The 15,832-nt window shown below is 72.6% G+C and carries 10 protein-coding genes; all 10 read left to right on the forward strand.

From position 1 onward, the window contains the following. The first annotated feature begins 24 nt into the window (after nucleotides 1-24). Nucleotides 25-2,478, forward strand: coding sequence for a nitrate- and nitrite sensing domain-containing protein (locus ABZ808_RS05570; protein ID WP_357001323.1), 2,454 nt, complete (start codon nucleotides 25-27; stop codon nucleotides 2,476-2,478). 17 nt (nucleotides 2,479-2,495) lie between these two features. Then, on the forward strand, nucleotides 2,496-2,900 hold the full coding sequence (locus ABZ808_RS05575) for a roadblock/LC7 domain-containing protein (RefSeq protein WP_357001325.1): 405 nt from the start codon (nucleotides 2,496-2,498) through the stop codon (nucleotides 2,898-2,900). A gap of 38 nt (nucleotides 2,901-2,938) precedes the next feature. Continuing rightward, nucleotides 2,939-4,132 (forward strand): ABC transporter substrate-binding protein, encoded by a 1,194-nt coding sequence (locus tag ABZ808_RS05580; RefSeq protein WP_357001328.1) that lies wholly within the window; start codon nucleotides 2,939-2,941, stop codon nucleotides 4,130-4,132. A gap of 5 nt (nucleotides 4,133-4,137) precedes the next feature. After that, nucleotides 4,138-5,025: a branched-chain amino acid ABC transporter permease gene (locus ABZ808_RS05585; RefSeq protein ID WP_357002769.1), complete on the forward strand. Its 888-nt coding sequence runs from the start codon at nucleotides 4,138-4,140 to the stop codon at nucleotides 5,023-5,025. Continuing rightward, nucleotides 5,022-6,041, forward strand: a complete 1,020-nt coding sequence (locus ABZ808_RS05590) for a branched-chain amino acid ABC transporter permease (RefSeq protein ID WP_357001330.1) — start codon at nucleotides 5,022-5,024, stop codon at nucleotides 6,039-6,041. Before ABZ808_RS05585 ends, ABZ808_RS05590 begins: the two co-directional genes overlap by 4 nt. After that, entirely contained in the window at nucleotides 6,038-6,781 is a 744-nt protein-coding gene (locus tag ABZ808_RS05595; RefSeq protein ID WP_357001332.1) for an ABC transporter ATP-binding protein, read from the forward strand. Before ABZ808_RS05590 ends, ABZ808_RS05595 begins: the two co-directional genes overlap by 4 nt. Beyond that, the gene (locus ABZ808_RS05600; protein WP_357001334.1) at nucleotides 6,781-7,551 is read left to right on the forward strand and encodes an ABC transporter ATP-binding protein; all 771 of its coding nucleotides are present in this window, start codon (nucleotides 6,781-6,783) and stop codon (nucleotides 7,549-7,551) included. The genes ABZ808_RS05595 and ABZ808_RS05600 overlap by 1 nt, the downstream gene beginning before the upstream one ends. Nucleotides 7,552-7,581: 30 nt before the next feature. Then, entirely contained in the window at nucleotides 7,582-8,388 is an 807-nt protein-coding gene (locus ABZ808_RS05605; protein WP_357001337.1) for a class I SAM-dependent methyltransferase, read from the forward strand. Between the two features lie 363 nt (nucleotides 8,389-8,751). Then, nucleotides 8,752-14,214 carry a carboxyl transferase domain-containing protein gene (locus tag ABZ808_RS05610; RefSeq protein WP_357001340.1) on the forward strand — a complete coding sequence of 1,821 codons (5,463 nt, stop codon included), beginning with the start codon at nucleotides 8,752-8,754 and terminating at the stop codon, nucleotides 14,212-14,214. A gap of 335 nt (nucleotides 14,215-14,549) precedes the next feature. Further along, nucleotides 14,550-15,743: an endo-1,4-beta-xylanase gene (locus ABZ808_RS05615; protein ID WP_357001342.1), complete on the forward strand. Its 1,194-nt coding sequence runs from the start codon at nucleotides 14,550-14,552 to the stop codon at nucleotides 15,741-15,743. Nucleotides 15,744-15,832 lie beyond the last annotated feature (89 nt).

Below are 15,832 nucleotides of genomic sequence, written 5' to 3' on the forward strand. Positions count from 1 at the left end.
GACGAGTCGTGGGAGTCAATCTTGGTGTCGAGCACGAGGTCCCACGCGGCCCGACCCTACCCGACCCGTCGGCGCGGCTGGAAGATCGCCGGTCGGATGCGCCTCATCGTGGCCGCGCCGCTGGTCGCCGTGATCGGGTTCGCCGGCCTCGCCCTCACCGAGAGCGCGCGACAGACGGCCCGCGCCAGCGACCTGGAGGTCGTGGCCCGCCTGGGCGGCGAGGCCGGCGACCTGGCCTACCGGCTGCAACGCGAGCGCATCGCCGCCGCCGACCTGCTCACCACCGCCACCCCCGAGCAGCAGGACGCCTTCGGCGACGCGATGGTCGCCACCGACGCCGCCGTCGACCGGTACCGCCGACAGCGCGACCGGGTGCACGCCGGCGCCGACGCGCCCCTCCTGCGCCGCATCGACAGGGCGCTGGAGGGCCTCGCCCCGCTGCGCACCCAGGTACGCACGGCCGAGCACGCCGCGGTGTCGGCGATGACGTTCAGCTACCGCATCGCGATCGCCGACCTGATCACCTTCCGGGAGAGCATCTCGCACGGCGTGGTCGACGCCCGGCTCGCCGACGGGATCCGCGCCTCGGCCGCCCTGTCGAAGACCGCAGAGGCCATCGGTCAACAGCAGGTCGCCGTGCTCCGCGCGGTCGCGGCCGGCGAGTTGACCCCCGCCATGCAGCAGGACATCACCGCCGCCCGCACGAGCTACACCGAATCCAGCCTGTCGTTCCTGGCCCTGGCGCCCGCCGAGTGGAGCCTCTGGTGGGAGCAGGCCGGCACCGGCAAGGACGCGCTCACCCTGCAACGGATGCAGGACGACGTGTCCCGCGCGCAGCCGGGATCACGCCTGCGACTGCGGACCGACGCGTGGGTGACCACCACGCAGCAGCGCTCCGCCCGCCTGTCCGACCTGCGGGCGCGCGTCGACGCCGCGGTGCTCGACGACGTCCGGGCCGCCCACACCGACCAGCGCCGCCGGGCCGTCGCCGAAGCGGTCGGTGTGCTGCTGGCCCTGCTGCTGACCGCGCTGGTGACCTGGGCCGTGGCCCGGCAGATCACCCGCCGGCTGCGCCGCCTGCGCGACGCCGCCAACGCCGTCGCGTTCGAACAACTGCCCGCCGTGGTGGCCCGCCTCCAACGCCCGGACAGCTCCAGCGTCGACCCCGACGAACTGGCCCGCCAACAGTCCACCGCCGCCCTCGAACCCTCCAGCGACGACGAGATCGGCGAACTAAGCCAGGCGTTCAGCGCCGTGCACCAGGCCGCCGTGCGTACCGCCGCCGAACAGGCCGTCATGCGCGCCAACACCGCCGACATCTTCATCCACCTGAGCCGCCGCGAGCAGCGCCTGGTCGACGCCGTCCTGGCCCAGGTCGACCGCGTCGAACGGGACGAGACCGACCCCGACCGGCTCGACCAGCTGTACACACTGGACAACCTCGCGACGCGGATGGGACGCATCAACGCCAGCCTGCTGGTGCTCGGCGGCGTCGGCGTGGGACGGGTGCGCCAACACGACGTACCGCTGCAACAGGTCCTCCAGGCCGCCCTGTCCCAGATCGAGCACTACGCGCGCATCCGGCTCGGCATGATCGACGGGGACATCGCCGTCGCGGCCAAGAACGTCGACGAGGTCGTCCACCTGCTCGCCGAACTCATGGACAACGCCACGGCGTACTCGCCACCGGGCAGCGAGACCTGGGTGAGCGGCCGCAGCCTCGGCGACCGGGTCATCGTCCAGATCAGCGACGAGGGCGTGGGGCTGCCCCCGCAGCGGCTGCAACAGCTCAACGACCTGCTGGCCCGCCCACCGGCCATCGACGTCGCCGCCGTCCGGGCGATGGGCCTGGTCGTCGTGGGCCAACTCGCGGCCGGCCTCGGCGCCAACGTCCAACTGCGACGCGGTCCCCGACGCGGCACCATCGCCGAGGTGACGCTGCCCGCGGCGATGATCCGGTCGCTGCCGCCGGAGGAGTACCTCCTCGCACCCGGCCGGCTGTCGCGCCGGGCCGCCCGTACGGCCGCTCCCCCGGCCTACCGGCCACGCCCAGAGCCGACAGCCGGCCGGCCTCCCGCCCAGCGGACCCTGCCGGCGGCCCCGGTGTTCCGACCGACCCCCACCGCGGCCGACCGGGGCGCCGCGCCGACCGAGGAGTTGCTCATCTTCGAGGAGGTCAACCACTGGTTCCACAGCGACGTCACCGCCGCGCCGGCCGACCGGCAGTGGTCCAGCCCCGCCGACGACGCCTGGCGCACGGCCGCCCAGGCGCACACCCCCGACGTCGGCGCGACCACCCACTCCGGCCTGCCCAAACGACAGCCGCAACGGCACCTCGTGCCCGGCGGCGTCACAGTGCCCCAGCAGCGGGAACGCTCCGAACACCGGGATCCGGCCCAGGTGGCCACGGCGATGGCCGCGTACGCGCGCGGAGTCGCGGCCCGCCGACGTACCCCGATCAACCTCGGCAAACCATGACCCGACAGGGAGAGCACGTGACCGACCACCAGGACCTCGGCTGGCTGCTGGACAGCTTCGCCGAGCGCGCGACCGAGGTCAGCCATGCGATCGCCATCTCCAGTGACGGCCTGATGGTGGCCGCCACCCGCGACCTGCCACCCGACCGGGCCGACCAACTCGCCGCGACCGGCAGCGGGCTGGTGAGTCTGCTACGGGGCGCGGCGGCCTTCTTCGACGCCGGGGCGGTGATCTCCAACGTCACCCAGCTCGAAGGCGGATTCATGTTCTCGATGGCGTTCAACGACGGGGCGTCGCTGCTGGTGCTCGCCTCGCCGGAGTGCGACGTGGGCATGGTCTCGTACGAGATGACCGAGCTGGCCAACCGGATCGGCGACACGCTGACCCCCGCGGCCCGAGCGGCCCTCGCCCGCAGCCGCTGACCCCCCGGCACACCCCTCCCCCTTCCCCTGGAGACGACATGTCCCTCACCACCCCTGCGCGCCGCCGCGCCCTCGGGGCCACGCTGCTCGCGCTCGTGCTGACCGCCGGCACGGCCTGCGCCGGCGACGGGCCCGACACCACCGCCGGCGGACCGATCAAGATCGGCCTGCTCGCGTCGCTGTCCGGGACGTACCAGTCCGTCGGCAAGGACATCCGCGACGGCTTCGAGCTGTACCTGGCCACGCACGACGGCAAACTCGGCGGCCGGCAGGTCGACCTCGTCGTCGCCGACGAGGGCAACGGCGCCGCGACCGCCGTACCGGCGGCCACCAAACTCCTCAAGCAGGACCGCGTGGCCGCGCTCACCGGCATCGTCGGCGGCGGCTCGGTCGCCGGGGTCTACCCCCTGCTCCAGGAGACCAAGGTGCCGCTCGTCGGCTCCAACGGCCGCCCCGAACTCAAGGACGTCTCCCGGGTCTGGCACACCTCGTACCTGTCCGACGAGCCCGGCGCCGCGATCGCCCAGCACGTCCGGGACAACGTCAACGGCTCGGTGTACGCGATCGGCCCGGACTACCAGGGCGGCTGGGACGAGTTGCGCGGCTTCACCGACGCGTACGCCAAGGCCGGCGGGAAGCTCGCCAACCCCGACGGGAAGACCACCTTCACCCCGTTCCCGGCCACCACCAACTTCACGCCGTACTTCGCCCGGATCAAGGCCTCCGGCGCGCAGGCGGTCTACACCTTCTACGCCGGCAGCGCCGCCGTCGACTTCGTCAAGCAGTACGCCCAGTCCGAGATCAAGGACATCCCCCTGTACGCGGCCGGGTTCCTCACCGAGGGCGGCGTGCTCAACGCGCAGGGCGAGGCGGCCCGGGACATCTACTCGGTGCTCAACTACTCCCCCGACCTGGACAACGCGGAGAACCGCGCCTTCGTCGCGGCGTGGAAGGCCAAGCACGACGGATCGCCGACGACCTACGCCCTGGCCTCGTACGACGCGGCGGCGGTGCTCGACCGGGCCATCGGTGCCGCCGGCAACGACCCGACACCGGAGGCCATCAACGAGCAGATCGGCAAGCTCGGGCAGATCGCCAGCCCCCGGGGCGCCTGGCAGTTCTCCACCGTGACGCACTCGCCGGTGCAGAAGTGGTACCTGCGCCAGGTCCGCCAGGACGGCCGGGCGCTGTCCAACACCGTCGTGGGTGACCTCGCGACCATCGGCCAGTGACCACGATGGCGGCCGGCATGAACCGGATCGACCCGTACGTCATCCCGGCGCTGGACGGTGTCGCCTACGGGCTGCTCGTCTTCGTCGCCGCGGCGGGCCTGGTCTTCTGTTTCGGCGTCGCCAACATCCTCAACCTGGCACACGGCACGCTCTACGCGATCGGCGCCTACACGGCGGCGGCCGTCCTCGACGGCGGCTGGGCGAGTCTCGCGCTGGCACTGGCGATCGGTGTGCTGGCCGCCGCCGCCGCGGGTGCGCTGCTCGCCGGCCTGCTCACCCCGGTCGCGACCGGCAACCACCTCACCCAGGCGCTGCTGACCTTCGGTGTGGCCCTGGCCGGCGGCAGCCTGCTCGTCGCCGGCTTCGGCCCCGACGATCCGCAGGTCCGGGTCCCCGCCGCCCTCGACGGGTCGGTGGTCGTCGCCGGCCACCGCTACGCCGCGTACCGGCTGGTCTTCATCGCGGTGGCCGCGGCGCTGGCCGCCGGGATCTACCTGATCGTCCGGCGGACCAGGGCCGGAATGCTGGTCCGGGCAGCCGTCGACGACCCCGAGATGGTCGCCTGTCTGGGCGTGAGCCCCGCACGGATCCGGGCCGGTGTGCTCGCCGCCGGTGGCGCGCTGGCCGGCGCGGCCGGCGTCCTGGGCGCGCCCATCATCGGCCCCGGCACGGACACCGCCGACACCGTGCTGCTGCTGTCCCTGGTGGTCGTCGTCCTCGGCGGCCTCGGGTCCATGATGGGCACCCTGCTCGCGGCACTCGCGATCGGGGAGATCCAGACCCTGGGCGTGGCGCTGCTGCCGTCCGCCGCGCCGTTCCTGCTGTTCGCCGCCATGGCCGCCGTCCTTGCCGTACGGGCACGGGGCCTGGCCCCGCGGTGGAGGGCGACATGAGGGAGGCGGTGATCCGGTGGGTGCGCGGCGCCGTGGCGGCGGTCGTCCTGGCCGGCCTGGCCGTGGCGCCGTGGATGGTCGACGACTACACCACGGCGATCCTCGCCCGGACCCTCGCACTGGGCCTGGTCGGGGTCAGCGTGGCGCTGCTCACCGGCGTCGCCGGGCTGCCCACCCTCGGCCAGACCGCGCCCTACGCGGCGGGCGCCTACGCCTGCGCCGTGCTGGGCAGTCAGGTCTCCGACGTCGGCGTCGTGCAACTCGCCGTGGCCGCGACGGCCGGGGCGACGCTGGCCGCGCTGACCGTGCCGCTCGTCGCGCCCGCCCGGGGCGTCATCGTCCTGATGATCACCCTGGCGATCGGCGAACTCGTCGTGACAGTCCTCGGCCGCTGGCGGTCGGTGACCGGCGGCACGGACGGGCTCGCCGGCATCGCCCCGGTTCGCCCGTTCTGGGGCCTGCCGGTCCTGGCCACCGACCAGGCGCGATACCTGTACACGTTGGTCGTCGTGGCGACGCTCGTCGGTGCCGTGCTGCTGCTGCTGAGGACCCGGGCCGGCCTGGTGCTGCGCGCCGGCCGCGACGACGAGATGCGGCTGCGGGCCAGCGGGCACCGGATGCCGCTGTACGTGTCGGGCGCGCACATCGCCGCCGGGGCGATCGCTGGCGCCGCCGGTTCCCTGCTGGTCGTCGCCCAGCAGTACATCTCCCCCGCCGACTTCGGCTTCGACACCTCCGCACTACTGCTGCTCGGTGTCGTCATCGGCGGCACCGCCTCCGTCGGCGGGGCACTGGTGGGCGCCGCGCTCGTCATCGCCGTACGGGACTGGCTGTTCGGGGTGCTGCCCGGCCACGCGCCGCTGGTGCTGGGCGCGCTGTTCGTGGCGACGGTCTACCTGCTGCCCACCGGCGTCGGCCGCGCCCGACGCCCGCGCCGCGGGTCGCCGCCGCCGACCGCCGCGCCGGACGTCGCTCCCACCCCGGACCACGCCGCGGTGGCGGGGTCACGCCGATGACCTGCCTGCTCGACGCCGAGGAGGTCACCGTGCGGTACGGCTCGCTCGCCGCGCTCGACGGCGTCGACCTGTGCGTGCACGACGGTCAGCGGCACGCGCTGATCGGCCCCAACGGGGCCGGCAAGTCGACCCTGCTCAACGTGATCGGCGGGTCGACGCGGCCACGGCACGGCACGGTGCGCTTCGCCGGTCGGGACGTCAGCCGCCTCGGGCCGGCGGCGCGGGCCCGGCTGGGCATCAACCGGATCCACCAACGACCCGCGGTCTTCTCGACGCTCACCGCGACGGAGAACATCGTGGTCGCCGCACTACCGCGGACCATCCGGCGCCGCCGGTGGTGGCCCGGTGGGAGCGGGCGGCTCGCCCGACAGCGAGCCGGTCCGCTGCTGGAGCGGATGGGCCTGACCGAGGTCGCGGCGGTGCCCGCCGGGCACCTCGCGCACGGGCAACGACGGCAGTTGGAGATCGCGATGGCCCTGGCCGGCCGTCCCCGCCTGCTACTGCTCGACGAACCGGCGTCCGGGCTGTCCGCCACCGAGGTCGGCCGGCTGGCCGAGCTGCTCGCGGGGCTGCCCAGAGAGGTCGCGGTGCTGCTTGTCGAACACCACCTGGACCTGGTGTACGCCCTCTGCGACACGGTCACCGTCCTGCGCGACGGCCGGACGGTGGCCGCCGGAACACCGGACGAGATCCGCACCTCGCCGCAGGTGCGGCGGGCCTACGCCGAGGGGGTCTCCTGATGTTGTACGTGGAGCGGCTCTGCGCCGGCTACGCCGGTGGGATCGTGCTGCACGAGGTGAGCCTGCGGGTGCGGCCGGGCAGCGTCCAGGCCGTGGTGGGCCGCAACGGGGCCGGCAAGAGCACGCTCGTGCACACGATCGCCGGGCTGGTCCGCGCCTCCAGCGGCCACATCGAGATCGGCGGCGTCCACGTGGCCGGTCGGCAACCGCACCGCGTCGCGCAGTCCGGCGTCGGTCTCGTCCCGCAGGGACGGCGGGTGTTCTCCCGGTTGACGGTGGCCGAGCACCTCGTCCTGGCGGCCGCGCCCTGGCGGGCGGCGACACCCGGCGGCGAGGGCTGGACGGTGGCCCGGATCCTCGAACTGCTGCCGAGGCTGGCGACGCGGCTGCGGCACCGCGGCAGCGAACTCTCCGGCGGTGAGCAGCAGATGCTGGCCATCGCCCGCGCGCTGCTCGGCCAGCCACGGGTGCTGCTGCTCGACGAACCGTGTGAGGGGCTCGCCCCCGACCTGGCCGCGCGGGTTCGCGCCCTCATCGCTGACCTGGCCGCCGACGGGTTGACCGTGCTGCTCGTCGAACAGCAACTCCAGCACGCGATGGAGGTCGCGGACCGGGTGGCGGTGCTGGAGTACGGCCGGGTGGTCTACGACCGGCCGACAGCCGAGGCGCGCGCCGACCCGGCCCGGTTGGAGGCGCTGCTGAGCCTCGCCCCCGCCCCGACGCCCCCGGCCATCCGCACGACCCCTCGGCTCTGGGCCGACACCCCGTAGGTCACCCGACCCCTGGAGAGGCAGACACCGATGGCGACCCACGCACCCGATGGCGACTACACCTTTGACAACGGCTCACCGGACGCCGTCCCGCAGATGCGGGCCCTGGAGTCCTTCCTGGACCCGATCACGATGCGCCGCCTCGCCCGCCCCGTCCTGCGCCTCGGGTCGAGGTGCTGGGAGGTCGGGGCCGGTGGCGGCTCGATGGCCCGGCGGATCGCCCGCGCGGTCGGCGAGGACGGCGACGTGCTGGCCACCGACATCGACCCCACGCACCTCGTGGCCGAGGGCAACCTGCGCGTACGACGGCACGATGTCCGCACCGAGCCGCCGCCCGGGGACGCGTTCGACCTGATCCACGCCCGGCTGGTGCTGCTGCACCTGCCCGACCGGCGGCGGGTGCTGCGTACCCTCGCCGACGCGGTGGCTCCGGACGGCTGGCTGGTGGTCGAGGAGTTCGACTGCACCGCGCCGGTGCGGGTGCTGACGGCGCCGACCGACGACGCGGCGAAGCTATTCACGCAGGTGATGGACACGATGATGGGCGTCCTGCAGGATCACGGCGCCGATCTGGGTTGGGCCCAGGACGTCCACACCGAGATGGCCACGGCCGGCCTGGCCGACGTCGACACCATCACCCACTCGCAGAGCTGGGTCGGCGGGTCGAGCGGGACGTCGCTCTACGAGACGAACTCCCGCCAGTTGGAGCCGGACCTGCTGGCGGCGGGGCTGTCGTCCCAGCAGTTGCACGCCTTCCGTCGGCTGGTGCGCGACCCCGGGTTCGCCGTGATGTCGTACCACTTCGTGTCGACGCGGGGTCGCCGACCAGGCAGGTAGGTCCCCGACGGTCGGCGCGCCGCACACCCTGTAGAGCATCCTAGGAAGTTACCGCCGCGCGGCCGGTGGCCTTGTCGACCGTGGTCGGCGGGGCCACCGGCCGCGTCGCCGTCCCGGTGGCGAAGCGGCCACTATCTCGCGAACCTCGCCAACGGCGCATAAAGGTATCGACGCCGAGGATCGGGCAGGGATCCCGCACCCCCGGCTCGACAGCCAAAAAGTTTTGTCGAGTTCCTACAATTGAGCGGCGGTTGGTTCGGTGGTTGCGCCATGGCGCTGCCCGCTCCCAGCCGGAAAAGTGATCACTAGCGGGAGCAGTCGTCTCGCGGCGCGCACATCATGGTCTACCAAAGGGGTCGTCGGGTGTTCAACCGTGTCGCCATCGTCAACCGTGGTGAAGCCGCCATGCGGCTCATCCACGCGGTCCGAGAGCTGGCCGCGGAGACGGGCATCCGGATCGAGACCGTCGCCCTCTACACCGACGTCGATCGCACCGCCACCTTCGTCCGCGAGGCGGACATCGCCTACGACCTGGGTCCGGCGTCCGCACGCCCCTACCTCAACATGGCGAAGCTGGAGCGTGCCCTGGTCGAGACCGGGGCCGACGCCGCGTGGGTCGGCTGGGGTTTCGTCGCCGAGGACCCGGCGTTCGCGGAGCTGTGCGAGAAGATCGGCGTCACGTTCGTCGGCCCGAGCCCGGACGCCATGCGCCAACTCGGCGACAAGATCGGCTCGAAGCTGATCGCCGAGGAGGTCGGCGTACCTGTCGCGCCGTGGAGCCGTGGCGCCGTCGAGACGCTGGACGCCGCTCGCGCCTCGGCGGCCGAGGTCGGCTACCCGCTGATGCTGAAGGCGACCGCCGGCGGAGGCGGGCGCGGCATCCGCGTGATCCGCGACGAGGCCGAACTGGTCGACGCGTACGAGCGCACCAGCCAGGAGGCGGCGCGGGCATTCGGCAGCGGCATCGTGTTCCTGGAGCGTCTGGTCACCGGAGCCCGGCACGTCGAGGTCCAGGTGATCGCTGACGGGCAGGGCACCGCGTGGGCGCTCGGCGTGCGTGACTGCTCGGTGCAGCGACGCAACCAGAAGGTCATCGAGGAGTCGGCGTCACCGGTGCTCAGCCCCGAGCAGGCGGCCGAGTTGAAGACGTCGGCGGAGCGCCTCGCCGTCGCCGTCGGCTACCGCGGTGCCGCGACCGTCGAGTTCCTCTACCACCCCGGCGACCGGCTGTTCGCGTTCCTCGAGGTCAACACCCGCCTGCAGGTCGAGCACCCGATCACCGAGCTGACCACCGGGTTCGACCTGGTCAAGGCCCAGCTGCACGTCGCCTCGGGCGGCCGGCTCGACGGCGAACCGCCGGTCGAGCGCGGGCACGCCATCGAAGCCCGGCTGAACGCCGAGGACCCCGACCGCGACTTCGCGCCGTCGCCCGGCCGCATCGCGCGGCTGGACCTGCCCGCCGGTCCCGGCATCCGGGTGGACACCGGTGTCAGCGAGGGCGACACCATCCCCGCCGACTTCGACTCGATGATCGCGAAGATCATCGCGTACGGCCGCACCCGCGACGAGGCGCTCGGCAAGCTGCGCCGGGCGATGGCCGACACCACGGTGATCATCGAGGGCGGGGCGACGAACAAGAGCTTCGTGCTCGACCTGCTCGACCAGCCCGAGGTGCTCGACGCCAGCGCGGACACCGGCTGGATCGACCGGGTTCGGGGCGAGGGCCGGCTCGTCACCCACCGGCACTCCGCGGTGGCACTGGCCGCCGCCGCCATCGAGTCGTACGAGGAGGAGGAGCACGTCGAGCGGCAGCGGCTGCTGTCGACGGCCTCCGGCGGGCGCCCACAGGTGCAGCACACCAGCGGCCGACCCCTCGACCTCAAGCTGCGCGGCGTCACCTACCGCCTGCGGGTGGCACGGATCGGCGCGCACCGGTTCCGCGTCGGCATCGAGGCGGGCGGCACCGTGCGCACCGCCGACGTCGAACTCGACCGCTTCGACCGGCACACCGGCCAGATCGTCGTCAACGGTCTCCGGTACCGCCTGCTCACCGGCACCCACGGCCCGACCCACCTCGTCGAGGTCGACGGCGTGACGCACCGGGTCAGCCGCGACGAGGGTGGCGTCCTCCGCTCCCCCATGCCGGCGCTGGTCGTCGCCACCCCGCTGGAGGTCGGCGCGGAGGTCGAGGCCGGCGCGCCGGTGCTGGTGCTGGAGGCCATGAAGATGGAGACGGTGCTGCGGGCGCCGTTCCGGGCGCGGCTCAAGGAGTGCGCCGTCTCCGTGGGCAGCCAGGTCGAGGCCGGGGCGCCGCTGATGCGGCTGGAGCCGCTTGGCGACGAGGCCACCGACAGCGTGGCCGGCCCGAGCGCCACCGCCGCCGTCGAGCTGGATTTGCCCGCCGCCGACGACGAGGTGTCGGCGTACGAGCGCGGCCGGCGCGGGCAGGAGGATCTGCGCGGCCTGCTGCTCGGGTTCGACGTCGACCCGCACGACGACCGTCGGGTGCTCGACGACTACCTCACCGCGCGGCGGACGGCCACCGAGGACGGCCACCGGCCGCTCGCCGCCGAGCTGGACCTCATCGAGGTCTTCGCCGACCTGGCCGAGTTGAGCCGCAACCGGCCGACCGGCGAGGACGGCGGCGCCCACGTCCGCAGCGCACGCGAGTACTTCCACACCTACCTGCAGAGCCTCGACGTGGAGCGGGCCGGGCTGCCGGACGCCTTCCAGGCCAGGCTCGCCAAGGCGCTCGGCCACTATGGTGTCACCGACCTGGAGCGCACCGGCGACCTCGAAGCCGCCGTCTTCCGGATCTTCCTCGCCCAGCAGCGCGCCGCCGCCGACGCCACGGTCATCGCGACGTTGTTGCGCGCGTGGCTGCGGGAGACCCCGCCGGACGAGGCGCTGCGGGAGCCGGCCGGTCTGGCGCTGGAGCGGCTGGTGGCCGCCACGCAGGTGCGGTTCCCCGTCGTCGCCGACCTGGCCCGGGGCGTGGTGTTCGCCTGGTTCGCCCAGCCGCTGCTGCGCCGCAACCGCGCCCGCGTCTACGCCCAGGTCCGTGGGCACCTGCGGCACCTGGACGCGCAGCCGGACTCGCCCGACCGCGCCGAGCGCGTCGCCGAGATGGTCCGCAGCACCGAGCCCCTGGTCCGGCTGCTCGGCCAGCGCCTCGTCCGCGACCACCTCGACAACACGATCATGCTGGAGGTGCTGACCCGGCGGTACTACGGCAACCGGGCGCTCACCAGCGTGCGTACCCACGAGGTCGAGGGCTGCTCGTTCGTGGTCGCCGAGCGCGCCGAGTCCAGCGTGGTCTCCACCGCGGTGCGCTTCGACGCGCTGGGCGTCGCGCTGCGCGGGCTGGCCGAGCTGACCGGCGGTGAGGACGCCGTCGACGCCGACATCTACCTCGCCTGGGAGAACCAGCCGGAGGACTTCGACGCGATGGCCGCCGCGCTGCTGGAGGTCGTCACCGCGCACCCGCTGCCGCCGCGGGTCCGCCGGCTCACCACCACCGTCGCGGGTCGCGGCGGGGCGGTGATGCACCACCACTTCACCTTCCGCCCGTCGGACGGTCAGCTGACCGAGGACCGCCTGATCCGCGGCCTGCACCCGTACATCGCGCAGCGGATGCAGATGGAGCGGCTGCACCGGTTCGACCTGACCCGGCTGCCGTCGGCCGACGAGGAGGTCTACCTCTTCCAGTGCGTGGCCCGGGAGAACCCGTCCGACGAGCGTCTCGTCGCGTTCGCGCAGGTGCGTGACCTGACCGAGCTGCGCGAGCAGGACGGCCGGCTGGTGGCGCTGCCCACCGCCGAGGACACCATCGCCGCCTGCGTCGACTCGATCCGCCGCGCCCAGACGCTGCGACCGTCGAAGACGCGCTTCACCACCAACCGCATCGTGGTGTACGTCTGGCCGCCGAGCGAACTGACCCGCCAGGAGATGGAGATGATCGCCGGGCGCGTGCGCCCGACGACGGTGGGCGCCGGGCTGGAGGAGATCCTGTTCATCGCCCGCCAGCGCGACCGCCGGACCGGTGAGCTGACCAAGATCGCCGTTCGGATCACGTTCGACCCCGCGGGCGGCGCCGAGCTGACCGTCGGCGAGCCGCCGGTCGAGCCCGTCGAGCCGCTGGACGACTACCGGCTCAAGGTGCTGCGGGCGAGCAGCCGCAACACCGTCTACCCGTACGAGCTGACCGGTCGGCTCGGTGACTTCGCCGAGTACGACCTCGACGACGACCACGTGCTGGTGCCGGTGGAGCGGCCGAAGGGGCGCAACCGCGCCGCGATCGTCGCCGGTGTCGTCACCACGCCGGCACCGCTGCACCCGCAGGGCGTCACCCGGGTCGTGCTGCTCGGCGACCCGACGAAGTCGCTGGGCGCCCTCTCCGAGCCGGAGTGCCGGCGCGTGATCGCCGCACTGGACCTGGCCGAGCAGATGCGGGTGCCGCTGGAGTGGTGGGCGCTGTCCGCCGGGGCTCGGATCTCGATGACCTCGGGCACGGAGAACATGGACTGGGTGGCCGCGGCGCTCAAGCGGATCGTCGAGTTCACCCAGGCCGGCGGCGAGATCAACATCGTGGTGGCGGGCATCAACGTCGGCGCGCAGCCGTACTGGAACGCCGAGGCGACGATGCTCATGCACACCAAGGGCGTCCTGGTGATGACACCGGACTCGGCCATGGTCCTCACCGGCAAGCAGTCGCTGGACTTCTCCGGTGGCGTGTCCGCCGAGGACAACTTCGGCATCGGCGGCTACGACCGGGTGATGGGGCCGAACGGGCAGGCGCAGTACTGGGCGCCGAACCTGACCGCCGCGCGGGACGTGCTGATGGCCCACTACGACCACACGTACGTCGCGCCCGGCGAGACCGCGCCACGGCGGGCGACGACCACCGACCCCGTGGACCGGGACGTCTCCGACTTCGCGCACGACGTGGCGGGCAGCCCGTTCCACACGGTCGGCGAGATCTTCTCCGCCGAGGCCAACCCGGACCGCAAGAAGCCGTTCGACATCCGGACGGTGATGCGGGCGCTCTCCGACCAGGACCACCCGGTGCTGGAGCGGTGGGCGGGCATGGCCGACGCGGACACCGCGGTGGTGCAGGACGTCCACCTCGGCGGCATCCCGGTGTGCCTGCTCGGCATCGAGTCCCGGTCGGTGCCGCGACGCGGGTTCCCGCCCACCGACGGCCCGGACACCTACACGGCGGGCACGTTGTTCCCGCGCTCGTCGAAGAAGGCCGCGCGGGCCATCAACGCGGCCAGCGGCAACCGCCCCCTGGTCGTGCTGGCGAACCTGTCCGGCTTCGACGGCTCACCGGAGTCGATGCGCAAGCTGCAGTTGGAGTACGGCGCCGAGATCGGCCGGGCGATCGTGAACTTCCAGGGCCCGATCGTCTTCTGCGTGATCTCGCGTTACCACGGCGGCGCGTTCGTGGTGTTCTCGAAGGCGCTGAACCCGAGCATGACGGTGCTGGCGCTGGAGGGGTCGTTCGCCTCGGTGCTCGGCGGCGCTCCCGCCGCGGCGGTGGTGTTCTCCGCGGACGTCAACGCCCGCACCGCCGCCGACGAGCGGGTACGCGACCTGCAGGCTCGCGTTGCCGCCGCGTCCGGCACCGAACGCGCCGCGTTGACCGCCGAGTTGGACGAGCTGCGGTCCTCGGTGCGCGCGGAGAAGCTCGGCGAGGTGGCCACGGAGTTCGACCGGGTGCACAACATCCAGCGCGCCGTCGAGGTGGGCTCGGTGGACGCCGTCATCCGCGCCGCCGAACTGCGTCCGCGCATCATCGAGGCCATCGAGGCCCGCCTGCGCTAGTCCGCGCTTCACCAATGGTGCCACGGTCGATCCTTCGACCGTGGCACCGTCGTTTGTGCACGTGGATCGGACCATCGAAACTTTCAGTGATCGGATGTTCGTGGCAGTGCAGCTCACCCCGGTGATTTCCGGAAGTTTTCAGTGTTGACGAGGCCCATCGACGGGCTTAACGTTTCGAGCATATTTCCGGTTCCCCCGCGGAACCACCGGCGCCACCCCTGACCTGTCCACACCCCCGGCACCCGGCGCCGACCCCACTCACCGCTCACCAGACACCGGGGCCGCACCTCCCTTCAAAGATCGACATCTGTCGATCAATATCGAGAGGAAGGCAGATGAAGCCAAGACGGTGGATCAGCGCCGGCGCCGTCGCCGTCGCGACCGCTGCCACGCTGAGCGCGATGCCCGCCACCGCGAGCAGGCCGTACGACCCGACCGCGCAGAGCCTCGGCGCGCTCGGCCAACGCCACGGCCTGCACATCGGCACCGCGGTGAACGCGACGGCCCTCAACGACGCCAGCGACCCGGAGTACCGCCGGTTGGCCGCCTCCGAGTTCTCCTCGGTCACCGCCGAGAACGCCATGAAGTGGGAGAGTCTGGAGCCCACCCGGGGCACCTACGACTGGGCCGCCGCCGACCAGCTCATCGAGTTCGCCAAGCGCAACAAGCAGAGCGTCCGAGGCCACGTGCTGGTCTGGCACAACCAACTGCCCGCCTGGCTGACCAGCGGCGTCGCCGACGGCAGCATCAGCAAGCAGCAACTGCGCGACCTGCTCCGCAAGCACATCACCACGGTGGTGAGCCGCTACAAGGGCAAGATCTGGCAGTGGGACGTGGTCAACGAGGCCGTCAGCGACCCGTGGGACACCCCGTCGACGCTGCACTACAAGGGCTTCTGGGCACAGAACCTCGGCCCCGACTACATCGCCGACGCGTTCCGCTGGGCACGCGCCGCCGACCCCAAGGCGCTGCTGTTCTACAACGACTACAACATCGAGGCGTTCGGCTCCGGAAATCCCGCCGACGACAAGACGCAGTTCGTCTACGACATGGCCAAGGGTCTGCGCGCCAAGGGCGTCCCGATCGACGGCGTCGGCGCCCAGGGCCACCTGGGCACCCAGTACGGCAACTTCGACACCCTGCAGGTGACCGCCGCGCTGAAGAGGTTCTCCGGGCTCGGTCTCGCCACCGCGTTCACCGAGGTCGACGTGCGCAGTGAGATGACCGAGGCCGTCCGGGCCGGCAACTCCGCGGAGATCAACCCCCGGTTGCAGGCGTCGGCCGCCAACTTCAGCGTGCTGATGAAGGCCTGCCTCGCCGTCCGCACCTGCCTGTCGTACACCGTCTGGGGTTTCAGCGACAAATACTCGTGGGTGCCGGAGTGGTTCAGCGACCCGCCGGAGGGCATGGCCACCATCTACGACGAGAACTACCAGCCCAAGCGTGCGTACCAGGAGATCAAGTCCGACCTGATCTTCGCCGGCCCGCCGCACGTCCTGCCCCGCGTCGCGCCGAAGCCGCGCCGCTGAGCTGGACGCGGGCCGGGTGCGGGTTGACCACCCGCACCCGGCCCGCGTTCGCGCGGCCGCTCGGTCGGTCGGCAGCAGTGGCCGCGTGA

Source organism: Micromonospora sp. NPDC047527 (assembly GCF_040643015.1).
In the GTDB taxonomy this organism is placed as follows: Bacteria; Actinomycetota; Actinomycetes; order Mycobacteriales; family Micromonosporaceae; genus Micromonospora.

Bases quoted from the DNA above. Each gene is read 5' to 3' on its own strand.
- ABZ808_RS05595 (WP_357001332.1), top strand. From the start codon at position 6,038: ATGACCTGCCTGCTCGACGCCGAGGAGGTCACCGTGCGGTACGGCTCG.
- ABZ808_RS05600 (WP_357001334.1), top strand. From the start codon at position 6,781: ATGTTGTACGTGGAGCGGCTCTGCGCCGGCTACGCCGGTGGGATCGTG.
- ABZ808_RS05605 (WP_357001337.1), top strand. From the start codon at position 7,582: ATGGCGACCCACGCACCCGATGGCGACTACACCTTTGACAACGGCTCA.
- ABZ808_RS05615 (WP_357001342.1), top strand. From the start codon at position 14,550: ATGAAGCCAAGACGGTGGATCAGCGCCGGCGCCGTCGCCGTCGCGACC.
- ABZ808_RS05590 (WP_357001330.1), top strand. From the start codon at position 5,022: ATGAGGGAGGCGGTGATCCGGTGGGTGCGCGGCGCCGTGGCGGCGGTC.
- ABZ808_RS05585 (WP_357002769.1), top strand. From the start codon at position 4,138: ATGGCGGCCGGCATGAACCGGATCGACCCGTACGTCATCCCGGCGCTG.
- ABZ808_RS05580 (WP_357001328.1), top strand. From the start codon at position 2,939: ATGTCCCTCACCACCCCTGCGCGCCGCCGCGCCCTCGGGGCCACGCTG.